Here is a 13,120-nt window from a genome sequence, read left to right as displayed (position 1 = left end):
AGGCGGGGGACGAGCCTTATAAACCGGACATCGATCTAACGTCGACACCTATGGATTTGGGGGGCAAACCGTGGCAATTCAAGGGCACCGGAGATTACATCTTTGTAACAAACGCGTGATGCGCGCGTGCTCGAAAACAGCCTCTATTCAGAGCGCTTCCATACCGAGGTTTTGCAAATGAGGCCGCCAAGCACGCAGCCCGAAAGCTCAACATCATCTCCCGCAAGCTTTGCCTTGCCCGAATAGGTCTTGCCGCTCTCCGTGTCATAGAGCGAGCCGGCATAGGTGCCGGAGCCTGTTGGCTTGAGGGTCACGGCCTGAAGGCCTATGACGGGGCGATCGCGCTTGGAGGCATCCGGATTTTTGACGTCCTTGACCGGTTCTCTCATCCAGATGACCGTGCCGCAAACACCGGCATCACAATTGACCAACCGGACTTTCGTGCCGCCCGATTCGTTGACAAAAGTTCCGGTGATATCCCGCGTCTGCGCTCCGGCAGAGACAGTCAATATGCCTGCAAAAGCGACCGGGAGAATGAGCTTCTTTGAAATGGACAATGTTATCTTCCTATTTTTGCTAATGATCTGCGCCTGCCGACATTATTGCACGGGTGCGACAACAGCTGCAAATTTCTGTTAGGCGGCTTCGATTTCAGGCGCTATTCTTTTTCTTCCGCACGCCGCAACCACCGCATTTCCTTTTTCCCGATCATCATTTAATCGTAGGCACCATGAAAAAAGGTGATCATCTCTTCCTCGTTGACGGCTCGGGTTACATCTTCAGGGCCTACCACGCACTCCCCCCCTTGACGCGCAAATCCGACGGCCTGCCGGTGGGTGCAGTCTCCGGTTTTTGCAACATGTTGTGGAAATTATTGAGGGAAGCGCGCGATACTTCCGTTCGCGATACTCCCACGCATTTCGCGGTGATCTTCGACTATTCCGCCCACACATTCCGCAAGCAGATCTATCCCGACTACAAGGCAAATCGGTCTGCCCCGCCGGAGGACCTCATTCCGCAGTTCGGCCTGATTCGCCAGGCCACGAAGGCTTTCAACCTTCCCTGTATCGAAAAGGACGGCTACGAGGCGGATGACCTGATAGCGACCTATGCCCGGCAGGCCGAGGCGGTGGGCGCAGAGGTCACGATCATCTCGTCCGACAAGGATCTGATGCAGCTCGTCACGCCGCTGGTGACGATGTATGACAGCATGAAGGACAAGCAGATCCGCATTCCCGATGTTATCGAGAAGTGGGGCGTTCCCCCCGAAAAGATGATCGACCTGCAGGCAATGACAGGCGATTCGACCGACAATGTGCCGGGAATTCCTGGCATCGGACCCAAAACGGCGGCGCAGTTGCTGGAGGAGTTCGGCGATCTCGATACGCTGCTTGCAAGGGCGAGCGAAATCAAACAGCAGAAGCGGCGCGAGAACATCATTCAATATGCCGAGCAGGCGCGCATCTCGCGCCAGCTGGTAACCCTGAAAACCGACACGCCGGTCGATGTCGGTATCGAGGATTTCAGCCTTGAACCGCAGAACGGCCCGAGGCTCGTCGCCTTTTTGAAGGCGATGGAGTTCAATGCGCTGACGCGGCGTGCGGCAGAGGCAACAGGCGTCGACGCCAGCGAAATCGAACCGGCGAACGTGATTATCCAAGCGGTCGCAGAGGCACACGGGCCGGATCTCGATATCTCGAATGAGGATGACCTTCCCAAACCCCCGGCACCTGTGACGGCAAATGTCCCGTCGCCCAAGACCGCGAACGGCAATATTCAGGCCACCCCGGCGGATCTGGTGAAATCGAGGACCGACCAGGCGCTTTCAGCCAAGATCGATCGCAGCTCCTATGCCACCATTCGGGACGTTGCCGCATTGCAGGTCTGGATCGACGAAGCGATGGCATCGGGCGTGATAGCGTTCGACACGGAAACCACGTCCGCGGATCCGATGCAGACCGAAGTGGTCGGCCTGTCGCTGGCGACGAGGCCCGGGCGGGCAGCTTATATCCCGATCAACCACGTGTCCGGCGACGGCGATCTCCTCGGCGGCGGGCTGGTCGCACACCAGATCCCCGAGCGCGAAGTGTTTCGCATGTTGAAGCCGCTTCTGGAGGACGCGTCGGTCCTGAAGATCGCGCACAGTATGAAATACGAGTGGCTTGTCATGCATCGTTACGGCATCGACCTCCACCCGCTCGACGATACAATGCTGATCTCCTACGTGCTGGACGCCGGGGAAGGCAGTCACAGCATGGATAGTCTGTGCGATCGCTGGCTGGGGCACAAGCCGCTCGCCTACAAGGATTTGATCGGATCGGGCAAATCGTCGGTTACATTCGACAAGGTCTCCATCGAGCGGGCAACGGAGTACGCGGCGGAAGACGCCGACGTCACCTTGCGGCTCTGGCGTCTGCTGAAGCCGCGTCTCGTCGCCGATGGGCTGATGTCCGTTTATGAGCGGCTGGAGCGGCCGCTGATCCCCGTACTTGCGCGCATGGAAGAGCGCGGGATTTCGGTCGACCGCCAGATATTATCGCGGCTGTCGGGCGACCTCGCCCAATCCGCCGCGGCGATCGAGGAGGATATTTACCGGCTTGCCGGCGAGAAGATCAATATCGGCTCACCAAAACAGATGGGAGATATCCTGTTCGGCAAGATGGGTCTCCCCGGCGGTTCCAAGACGAAGACCGGCCAATGGTCCACCTCCGCGCAGCTTCTCGAAGACCTTGCTGCCGAAGGTCACGAACTGCCGCGCAAGATCGTCGACTGGCGCCAGTTGACGAAGCTCAAATCCACTTATACTGACGCCCTGCCCGGGTATATCAATCCCCGTACCAAGCGCGTGCACACCTCTTATGCCATGGCGGCGACTTCCACGGGACGGCTTTCATCATCCGAGCCGAACCTGCAGAATATTCCGATCCGCACCAGCGAGGGCCGCAAGATACGCACCGCGTTCATTGCCGAGCCGGGAAACAAGCTGATATCGGCCGATTACAGCCAGATCGAATTGCGGGTACTGGCGCATGTCGCCGAAATTCCGCAGCTGACGCAGGCCTTTGCCGATGGCATCGATATTCACGCGATGACTGCGTCAGAGATGTTCGGCGTGCCGGTGAAGGACATGCCTTCGGAGGTTCGACGCCGGGCCAAAGCCATCAATTTCGGCATTATCTATGGTATCTCGGCGTTCGGCCTGGCCAACCAGCTGTCCATTCCACGCGAGGAAGCCGGCCAGTATATTCGCACCTATTTCGACCGTTTCCCCGGCATCAAGGATTATATGGAAGCGACGAAGGCGTTCGCCCGCCAGCATGGCTATGTGGAGACGATTTTCGGCCGGCGCGCGCACTATCCCGAAATACGCTCGTCCAATCCGACACACAGGGCGTTCAACGAACGCGCCGCGATCAACGCGCCGATCCAGGGTTCGGCGGCCGACATCATCCGCAGGGCCATGGTGCGCATGGAGCCTGCGTTGAACGAAGCCAAGCTCTCCGCCCGCATGCTGCTGCAAGTCCATGACGAACTGATCTTCGAGACATCCGACGAGGAAGTCGAAGCGACTATCCCGGTCATCCGGCATGTGATGGAGAATGCGGCGATGCCCGCAGTATCGCTGTCGGTGCCGCTGCATGTGGATGCACGGGCGGCGCACAACTGGGACGAGGCGCACTAGAGACTGTCTTATCTCCCCTCCTTGTGGGGGAGAATGCGATTTCAGCATCTTGGCCTTGCTAAGTGCTGGAAATGAGAGGGGGTTTGCCTCGCTGAACTACCCCCTCACTTGGATTTTCCACAACGGGAGAGATAGTCGGAGCCGTCTCTAGGACTGCAGCGCGTCCAACACTTTCCGCTGGGCATGCATTTCGAGGAAAATACGGTAATCGCGGTCTAGACGATCCCGAGCGGCCGGGTTCGGCTGGCGGGCATGGCCGCCCTGTTTCATCGCGATACATGCAGCAGGCAGATCGGGGTAGATGCCGGCGGCCGTCGCCGCAACCATTGCAGTGCCGAGCAGCACCGCATCTTCTGCCGCCGAGGTTATGACGGTGCAACCGGTGGCGTCCGCATAAAGCTCCATCAGCAGCGGGCTCTTGGTGTGGCCGCCCGTCACATGCATGGTGTCGATGGCATAGCCCCTGTCGTTCAGCGCATCGAGGATATGCCGGACACCCAGCGCGATTGCGACGCAGGTGCGCCAGTAGAGGCGGCAAAGGCTGTCGAACGATGCATCGAGGGTAAGGCCGCTGATCACACCCACCGCGTGCGGATCGGCGAGAGGCGAGCGATTGCCATGGAAGTCCGGCAGGACGTGCAGGCGGCTGGCGAGGTCCGGCCCTTCCTGCGCGCGCAATTCAACGATGCGCTCGGTGATTTTCTTGTGCAGGGCGGGGTTCGGTTCGCCAACTGCACCATGCCAGCGGGTGACATGATCGAGGAGCGCTCCGGTCACGGACTGTCCGCCCTCGCTAAGCCAGACATCGGGCAGGGCGACGCCATGATAGGGCCCCCATCCGCCGCTGAACGAAATCGGCTCGCGCGACAGAGCCATGAGGCAACTGGACGTGCCCGCGATCAGCGCAAGATGGCGATCGATCTGCGCAAGATCGCCGGCAAAGCCACCGAGGACACCGAGAGCGCCGGCATAGGCGTCGATCAACCCCGCCCCGACGTGGCAGGACGTGGTCAGCCCGAGCGCGGTTGCCGCTTCAAGCGTCAGCGGTCCGATATCGGTACCGACTGCGGACGCGAGTTCGGGCAGATTGCCCCTCTCCACCATGTCGGACAGACCGACGGCCTCGAGGTAGTCCGGCTGCCAGCCTCTTTCCTCATGTGCCAGATAGGTCCATTTGCACGTAAGCGTGCACTGTGACCGGACGAGCGATCCAGTTGCTTTCCAGCCGAGATAGTCGGCAAGATCGAAGAAATACCCGGCTCTGTTCCAGGTTTCCGGCAAGTGCCGCTTGAGCCACATCAGTTTCGGTGTCTGCATTTCCGGCGACATCACGCCGCCGAGATAGCTCAGCACCCTGTGACCGGTGGCCGTGCATTCATCCGCCTCATCAAGCGCGCGATGGTCAAGCCAGACGATTGTATCCCACCTGTTCTCGCCGGAGGTCGAGACGGACAAAGGCTTGCCCTCCGTATCCCTGACGACCAGCGAACAGGTGGCATCGAAGCTAATGCCAACGACGTGAGAGGGATCGACCTTCGAGGCAGCAAGAGCGCCGCGTACGGCGATGCATACGGATTTCCAGATGTCTTCGGAATCATGTTCCGCATGATCGGCAAGCGGCCTGTTCATCAAAATCGGGTGCTCGACGCGGCCAAGGAGATTTCCCCCGGCGTCGAGGATGCCCGCACGCGCGCTACCTGTCCCGACATCTACAGCACAGACATATCGAGAGCCTATTGCTCCGGCCATCAAAGAACTTTCGGTGTGGCTTCCTGCATGAGCAAGCCCGGCAACTCCAACATGTCGCTGAATATACGGTCCGGGTTGCGGGACGCAAGTGCAGCCTCCAGCCGCCCGCCGCGCGAGTGTGTGCCGCCAGTGAATGCGAAAACCCGCATTCCGGCGCTTTTTGCAGCTTCGATCCCTGCCGGGCTGTCTTCGACCACGATGCAATCCTTCGGATCGACTTTCATCGTTTTTGCAGCAAGGAGAAAGAGGTCCGGCGCCGGCTTCCCGTGCTTGACCATGGTCGCACTGAAAATGTGCGGATCGAGGAGGTCGAGCAGCCCTGTCAGTTTCAGCGACAGGCGAATGCGGTCCGGCTGGCTCGACGAAGCCACGCAGCGCGGTACATCGAGCCTGCGCAAAGTCTCCGCAATACCCGGTATAGGCTGCAGATCGAGCTCGAAACGTGCAAAGAGATTTGCCCGCATCTCATCGAGATCGGCCTCGCTTGCGGCGAAACCGTAATCTTCGTGCAGCACCTTGCTGATCGTCGTCATGCTGCGCCCAAGGAAGCGATCATAGGCATCGTCCTCGGACATGGTAACGCCGCTCCTGGTGATCATATCAAGGAGGACGGCGATGGATATCGGTTCGCTATCAACAAGGACGCCGTCGCAATCGAAAATAATGAGATCCGGTTTCGTCATGTCAAAGCTTGTCGTCCAGGTAGAGCTTGAGGGTCTCCCGGGCGCCTTTGTCCCAGAGTGTGCGGAGTATCCGCGAGAAAGATTCGACAAATATCGGCGATGTACCGACCTCACCGAAGATGTCGGTCATCGCGAGGAATGCCTTGGGATCATCCTTAGCCTTCAGCGCTTCAACCTTCAAGCGTTCGGCGCTTGCATCGAGATAGTTCGTCGGCTTGCCGGAATCGGTCGTGCCCGCGCAGAAGCGGCACCACAGCGCCGATACGAGCGACAGGCCGGTGACGCTCCTGCCGGCCCTCAGCCGGTCTGCCGTCGTCGGCAGCACGAATTTGGGCTGGCGGTTGGAGCCGTCCTGGCAAAGGCGCTGGATCGTATCGCCGATCTTAGGATTGGAGAACCGCCGCACGATGAGGTCGAAATATTCGTCGAAGGGCATGCCCGGCACGGCGGGCAGGACCGGGATGATCTCTTCACGCTCGAGCTTTGCCAGGAAGTCGCGGACAAGCGGCTCCTCCATCGCTTCGTGCACGAAATGAATGTCCATCAAGGCTGCCGGATAAGCGATCGCCGCATGGCCGCCGTTGAGGATGCGGATCTTCATCAGTTCGTAAGGTGCCACATCGTCGACGAAGGTAACGCCGACTTTCTCGAGCGCGGGTCTCCCCATGGGGAACTTGTCCTCGAGCACCCATTGCTTGAACGGTTCGCAGAACACGGGCCAATTATCCTCTATGCCGAAATCGGCCGCCAGAAGCTCGCGCTCGCGGTCGGTGGTGGCGGGAGTTATGCGATCCACCATACTGTTGGGGAATGCAACGGCATGCCTGATCCATTCCGCGAGGTTGGCGTCGATGAGTGCCGCAAGGCCGCTGACCGCATCGCACGTCACATGGCCATTGCCCGGTATATTGTCACAGGACATTACGGTAAACGGCGCGGTTCCTTCGTTGCGGCGGCGGATCAAGCCGGCAAGGATCAGACCGAAAACGGTTTGAGGAGTTGTAATGTCCGCCGCATCTGCCGCAATCGCCGGATGTTGCGGATTGAAAACACCGGACGCGGGATCGATGAAATAGCCGCCCTCGGTAATGGTCATCGAAACGATGCGGATCTGCGGATCGGCAAGGCGCGCGATGATAGTGGCGCTATCGCCGGGCTGGAGGTAATCGATCATGGAGGAAGTAACGTGCGCCGTCCGGTGGCCGCTATCCTGCTCGACGACGGTGGTCAGCCAATCCTGTGCCTCGAGTTTCTGGCGCATGACCTCGTCGGAGGCCAGGACACCTGCGCCAACGAGGCCCCATTCATGATCCGTGCCGGCGTTGAACAATGCATCGAGATAGACGGCCTGATGGGCGCGATGAAAATTTCCAATGCCGAAATGGATGATACCGGCCGTCAGGTCGGACTGATCGTAGCCGGGAACGCCGATATTGGCCGGCAGGTTCGCTAGTGCGGCTTTCGAGAGTTTGATCGTCATCGGGCCTACCCTTTCATTAGTAATAAAGTGGCCGTAGAGGTGCCGAGTTTTCTCTCCCACAAGGGGAAGATAACTCAGCTCATCCAGTTGCCGCCGTCGACATTGTAGGTTTGCGCGACGATGTAATCGCTCTCGCTGCTCGCGAGGAAAATCGCCATACCAGTCAAATCTTCGGCGGTACCCATGCGGCCATAGGGCACGGCCTCGCCGACGAGGCGCTTCTTCTCGCCGCGTGGCCTGTTTTCATATTTGGCAAAAAGTGCATCGACGCCTTCCCAGTGTTCGCCGTCGACCACTCCTGGGGCGATTGCATTCACGTTGATACCGTGTTCGATCAGGTTGAGGCCGGCGGACTGGGTCAGGCTGATGACGGCCGCCTTGGTGGCGCAGTAGATCGCCACGAGCGGCTCGCCGCGGCGTCCCGCCTGACTGGCCATGTTGATGATCTTGCCGCCCTTGCCGCGTGCGATCATCGTCTTTGCGACTGCCTGCAATGTGAAGAGCGTACCGGAAAAATTGACGGCGAAGAGCTTCTCGTAGCTTTCGCGGGTGATTTCGACAATCGGCGCCAGATCGAACAAGGCAGCGTTGTTTACCAGAACGTCGATACCGCCAAACTTTTCGACCGTTTCGTTTACCGCGGCATCGATGGAGGCCTGGTTCGTGACATCCAATTTCACGGCATGGGCTTGACTGCCAAGCTCCCGCGCCGTCTGCTGCGCACGCTCCAGATCGATATCGGCGATCACCACATGGGCTGCTCCCTCGCCTATATAGGCCGCCGCGAACGAACGACCGATGCCACGCGCCGAACCTGTGATGAATGCCGTCTTGCCTGCCAGTCTGTTCATTTCAACTACCTGTCTTGTCCTGCTCTACTTTGTTGCAATTGCGGAAACCCGGTCCCACGTTCCTGCAATTTCTCAGATTGCCTGGCCATTCGCGTCGAAGCGATGCAGCCGCGCCGCCTCGGGCGTCAGAAAAACTTGCTGCCCGAATTCGGTCGTGAAATCTCCATCGGTCCGAACGGTGATCTTGCCGATCCCGTCAGCCTGCACGTGGATGAAGGTGTCGGAACCGAGGTGTTCCGTCACTCCAACGGTGCCTTTCCAGGTACCCTCTGTCTTTGAGATACGGACATGTTCCGGCCGCACACCGAGTGTGACCGCGTTCTGCCTGGCCGCTTCCTGTCCCTCGATGAGGTTCATGCGGGGTGAGCCGATGAACCCGGCAACGAAGACATTTCTCGGACTGCGGTAAAGTTCGAGTGGCGATCCGACCTGTTCGATCCTTCCGGCGTTGAGCACCACGATCTTGTCGGCCATGGTCATCGCTTCCACCTGATCGTGGGTGACGTAAATCATCGTCGTTTTCAGCTGGTGATGCAGATCGCTGATCTCCAGCCGCATATTCCCGCGCAGCGCCGCATCGAGATTGGATAGCGGCTCGTCGAAGAGGAAAGCCTTGGGCTGGCGCACGATTGCACGGCCGATGGCAACGCGCTGGCGCTGGCCACCGGAGAGTTGCCCGGGACGGCGATCGAGATAGTTGGTGAGATTGAGGATATGCGCCGCGTCCTTGACCTTCTTGTCGATCGCAGCCTTGTCCTGGCCATCCATCTTCAGGGGAAACGCGATGTTGCCGTAGACGCTCATATGCGGATAAAGCGCATAGGACTGGAATACCATTGAGAGGCCGCGCCTGGCAGGCGCCTCGCTCGACATATCCTTGCCGTCGATGATGATGCGGCCGCCGCTCAGATCTTCGAGACCGGCAATCATCCGCAGGAGCGTGGACTTGCCACAACCGGAGGGACCGACGAAGACAACGAATTCTCCATCGACGATTTCAAGATCGATCTCCGGAATAACCGACGTGGTTCCGAATGACTTCGATACTTTCTCGAGTGTGATGCTTCCCATAATATTCCCCCTTATTTCACGGCGCCGAAGGTCAGGCCGCGCACCAACTGCTTTTGGCTGAACCATCCCATGATCAGGATCGGCGCAATTGCCATGGTAGATGCGGCCGACAACTTGGCCCAGAACAGACCTTCAGGACTGGAGTAGGATGCGATGAACGCGGTGAGCGGGGCAGCATTCGCGGCTGTCAGGTTCAACGTCCAGAACGCCTCGTTCCATGCGAGAATGATATTGAGCAGCATGGTCGACGCGATTCCCGGCACAGCCATGGGCGTCAGCACATAGACGATCTCCTTCATCAGCGACGCGCCATCCATGCGCGCTGCTTCGAGAATCTCACCCGGGATTTCCTTGAAATACGTATAGAGCATCCAGACGATGATCGGCAGATTGATCATCGTCAGGATAGCTACGAGACCAAGCCGCGTGTCCAGCAGGCCCCAGTCGCGGAAGATCAGATAGAGCGGTACAAGCACGCCGACCGGCGGCATCATCTTGGTGGAGAGCATCCACATCAGCACGTCCTTGGTGCGCTTCGTGGGCGAGAACGCCATCGCCCATGCGGCTGGAATGGCAAGTGCCAGACCGATGAGCGTCGATCCGACCGAGATCACCACGGAATTGATGACGTGTTTCATGTAGTCCGACCGGCTTTGCACCTCATGATAGTTTTCCAGGGTCCAATCGAAGAACAGGAATTGCGGAGGCGTGGCGATCGCGGTCCCTTCCGACTTGAAGCTGGTAAGGAACGTCCACAGGATCGGGAAAAAGATCAGAAAGCCGATGCTCCAGCCGACGATGGTGAATATCAGCTTGCGGCGAGGTGTGACTGCGCGGGCCATGGCTTAGAGCCTTTCCCGGCCATATTGGCCGTATTCTGTTTCTCGGCTGGCGAGACAATCCGCGCGGAAGGTGGCGAGGTCGATGTGGTTCATCGGACGAAGCCGCCTGACAAAGCGGGTGTCCGTCAGCCGGAAACCCAGCCGTTGGTTTGCTTTGCAAACCAACAAGCTTTCAAACCCGCTGGTCGCATTATCCACATTTCGAGAGAAATGCGGTTCGACCAGTGGGACGGGACCTGTTGCGCCAATATCGGCGCCAAGCCACTCGCCCGCACGAAAGGTGCGGGTCTTCGCGTCTTTGCTTGATCTTGTCACAACATGCCTCCGTCAGAATAGGTCAATATGGCCGGGAAAGGCTCTCACCTCTCCAGGTTCTTGCCGATGAGGCGAATGAGGAAGAACGCGACGATGTTGGCAAGGACGACCGCGACGATGCCGCCAGCCGACGCGCCGCCGACGTCGAACTGCAGGAGCGCCTGTGCGTAGATCAGATAGGTGATGTTCGTCGTCTGCAGCCCCGGACCGCCATTGGTCGTCACCAGAATTTCCGCGAAGACACTGAGCAGGAAGATGGTTTGAATGAGGATGACAACCGTGATGGCGCGCGACATATGCGGGAGCACCAGATAGAAAAACCGCGAGAACGCCCCCGCGCCGTCCATCTCCGCGGCTTCGATCTGTTCGCCATCGAGCGACTGCAGGGCGGTCAGAAGGATCAGCGTGGCGAAAGGCAGCCACTGCCACGCGACGATGAGAATGATCGAAAACAGCGGCAGTTGCGCGAACCAGTCGATCGGCTGGAAACCGAACGAGCGGGCTATCCATGCGAACAAGCCATTCACCGGATGCATCAGCATATTCTTCCACACCAGTGCCGACACTGTCGGCATGACGAAGAAGGGTGCGATGACCAGAAGCCGGACGATGCCCTGGCCCCAGAAGGGCTGGTCCAGCACCAATGCCAGCAGGACACCGCCGACGACCGTGATCAGCAGCGTGCCGCCGACGAGCATGAGCGTGTTGCCGAGTGCCGTGAAGAAAGCCGGGTCAGTTAGGAAGTACTGATAATTGAGAAACCCGATAAATTCCTCGGTTCCCGGCATCAGGAGATTGTAGCGCAGGAACGAAAAATAGAGCGTCATGACAAGCGGCACGATCATCCACAAAAACAGCAGGATGACGGCGGGCGACATCATGAGACGGGCGGTTGCGCGTGTCTGAAGCGTAGCCATGGTGAGGTTCCGATGCAGTAATCATCAATTGGCGACAATGCAAAAGATGGGCTCCGGCGGCCGCTGACATTTGCGTCAGAGACCGCCTGAATGATCGACGAACTATTTGATATAGCCGCCCTTGGTCATTTCGCGTGTCGTGAGTGCCTGTGCACTCTGCAAGGCCTGATCGACCTTCATGGATCCGGCAAGTGCCGCCGAGAACTGCTGGCCCACGGCCGTTCCGATACCCTGGAACTCCGGAATGGCAACGAACTGACCACCCGTATAAGGCACCGGCTTGACGCTGGGCTTGGTGGTATTGGCTGCATTCATCGCATCGAGCGTGATCTTGGCGAAGGGAGCCGCCTTCTGGTATTCCGGATTGGCGTAAAGCGACTTGCGCGTCCCCGGAGGAACATTGGCCCAGCCTTCCTTGCTAGCAACGAGCTCGGTATAGGCCTTGTCCGTTGCCCAGGATACGAACTTCTGCGCCGCCTCGGCCTTCTTGGTGCTTGCCGGGATGGCAAGGTTCCAGGCCCACAGCCAGTTGCCATGGTTCTCCACACCGCCGGTCGGGAAGAGCGCATAACCCACCTTGTCGGCAACTTTCGAGTCCTTGGGGTTGGTTACGAAGGACGCAGCAACCGTCGCATCGATCCAGATGCCGCACTTGCCTGTCTGGAAGAGCGCGAGATTTTCATTGAAGCCGTTGGACGAGGCTCCGGGAGGGCCAGCTTCCTTCATAAGGTCGACGTAGAAGGTCAGCGCCTTCTTCCATTCGGGCTGGTCGAATTGCGGCTGCCACTTTTCGTCGAACCAGCGTGCGCCGAACGAATTGGCAGTCGCAGTCAGGAGCGCCATGTTCTCGCCCCAACCTGCCTTGCCACGCAGGCAGATGCCGTAGGTCTCGGTGGACTTATCAGTCATCTTCCTCGCCGCGTCGGCGATTTCGTCCCAGGTTGGCTTCTCAGAAATCTTCACGCCGGCCTTTTCGGCGAGATCGGTGCGGTACATCACCATGGCGCTCTCGCCATAGAACGGCGAGGCGTAAAGCTTGCCGTCGACGGACACGGCCGCATCGATAGCCGGCAAAAGGTCGGACTTGTCATAGTCCGCGCCAAGACCATCAAGCGGCAGGAGCCATCCCTGCTTGGCCCAGATCGGCACTTCGTAGGTGCCGATGGTCATGACGTCGTACTGCCCGCCTTTTGTTGCGATGTCGGTCGTGACCCGCTGACGCAACACGTTTTCTTCAAGCGTCACCCACTCAAGCTGGATATCCGGATTTTTCTTCGTAAAATCGTCGGTCAATTTCTGCATGCGGACCATGTCGCCATTATTGACCGTGGCAATGGTCAGCGTTTCAGCAGAGGCGAAGCCCGTCATGGCGAGCACCGACGCCGCGCCGAGCAGAAGCGTTCTTGTTAACATCTCATTCCTCCCGAATGTTATGAGCAATTGCTTGTTGTATGGGCAAATGTTCACACAACATCGAAGCAAGTCAAGTGCAATTCGTCGCTGCAATGCAGCAATGGAAGGATTCTTGCC

At 58.8% G+C, this 13,120-nt stretch carries 11 protein-coding genes; 1 reads left to right on the top strand and 10 read right to left on the bottom strand.

Translation table 11 applies throughout. From position 1 onward, the window contains the following. Window positions 1–143: 143 nt before the first annotated feature. Window positions 144–557 carry a DUF2147 domain-containing protein gene (locus CU100_RS03070; protein WP_106715068.1) on the bottom strand — a complete coding sequence of 138 codons (414 nt, stop codon included), beginning with the start codon at window positions 555–557 and terminating at the stop codon, window positions 144–146. Between the two features lie 173 nt (window positions 558–730). Here CU100_RS03070 and polA point away from each other — a divergent pair, with 173 nt between their 5' ends. Further along, window positions 731–3,682: a DNA polymerase I gene (gene polA, locus CU100_RS03065; RefSeq protein WP_106715067.1), complete on the top strand. Its 2,952-nt coding sequence runs from the start codon at window positions 731–733 to the stop codon at window positions 3,680–3,682. A 147-nt stretch (window positions 3,683–3,829) separates the two neighbouring features. On the opposite strand, the gene CU100_RS03060 is transcribed toward polA, so the two are convergent. The 9 genes from CU100_RS03060 to CU100_RS03020 form a co-directional block, all read right to left on the bottom strand. Beyond that, window positions 3,830–5,431 carry an FGGY-family carbohydrate kinase gene (locus CU100_RS03060; protein WP_106715066.1) on the bottom strand — a complete coding sequence of 534 codons (1,602 nt, stop codon included), beginning with the start codon at window positions 5,429–5,431 and terminating at the stop codon, window positions 3,830–3,832. Beyond that, window positions 5,431–6,114, bottom strand: a complete 684-nt coding sequence (locus CU100_RS03055) for an HAD family hydrolase (RefSeq protein ID WP_106715065.1) — start codon at window positions 6,112–6,114, stop codon at window positions 5,431–5,433. Before CU100_RS03055 ends, CU100_RS03060 begins: the two co-directional genes overlap by 1 nt. 1 nt (window position 6,115) lies before the next feature. Next, entirely contained in the window at window positions 6,116–7,594 is a 1,479-nt protein-coding gene (locus tag CU100_RS03050) for a mannitol dehydrogenase family protein (RefSeq protein ID WP_106715064.1), read from the bottom strand. Between the two features lie 74 nt (window positions 7,595–7,668). Next, complete coding sequence (locus CU100_RS03045; protein ID WP_106715063.1) at window positions 7,669–8,445, bottom strand: L-iditol 2-dehydrogenase; 777 nt, start codon at window positions 8,443–8,445, stop codon at window positions 7,669–7,671. Between the two features lie 72 nt (window positions 8,446–8,517). Further along, window positions 8,518–9,516 carry an ABC transporter ATP-binding protein gene (locus CU100_RS03040; RefSeq protein WP_106715062.1) on the bottom strand — a complete coding sequence of 333 codons (999 nt, stop codon included), beginning with the start codon at window positions 9,514–9,516 and terminating at the stop codon, window positions 8,518–8,520. 11 nt (window positions 9,517–9,527) lie between these two features. Beyond that, complete coding sequence (locus tag CU100_RS03035) at window positions 9,528–10,358, bottom strand: carbohydrate ABC transporter permease (RefSeq protein WP_106715061.1); 831 nt, start codon at window positions 10,356–10,358, stop codon at window positions 9,528–9,530. A 3-nt stretch (window positions 10,359–10,361) separates the two neighbouring features. Then, a complete protein-coding gene (locus CU100_RS03030) occupies window positions 10,362–10,673 on the bottom strand; it encodes a hypothetical protein (protein ID WP_106715060.1) in 312 nt (103 codons plus the stop codon). Between the two features lie 44 nt (window positions 10,674–10,717). Continuing rightward, entirely contained in the window at window positions 10,718–11,590 is an 873-nt protein-coding gene (locus tag CU100_RS03025) for a carbohydrate ABC transporter permease (protein ID WP_106715059.1), read from the bottom strand. Between the two features lie 102 nt (window positions 11,591–11,692). Continuing rightward, on the bottom strand, window positions 11,693–13,003 hold the full coding sequence (locus CU100_RS03020) for an ABC transporter substrate-binding protein (RefSeq protein WP_106715058.1): 1,311 nt from the start codon (window positions 13,001–13,003) through the stop codon (window positions 11,693–11,695). Window positions 13,004–13,120 lie beyond the last annotated feature (117 nt).

It is taken from the genome of Phyllobacterium endophyticum (assembly GCF_003010935.1).
Taxonomy (GTDB): domain Bacteria; phylum Pseudomonadota; class Alphaproteobacteria; order Rhizobiales; family Rhizobiaceae; genus Phyllobacterium; species Phyllobacterium endophyticum.
The sequence above is the reverse complement of the archived record's forward strand: the minus strand, read 5'-3'. Positions and strand labels throughout refer to the sequence as shown.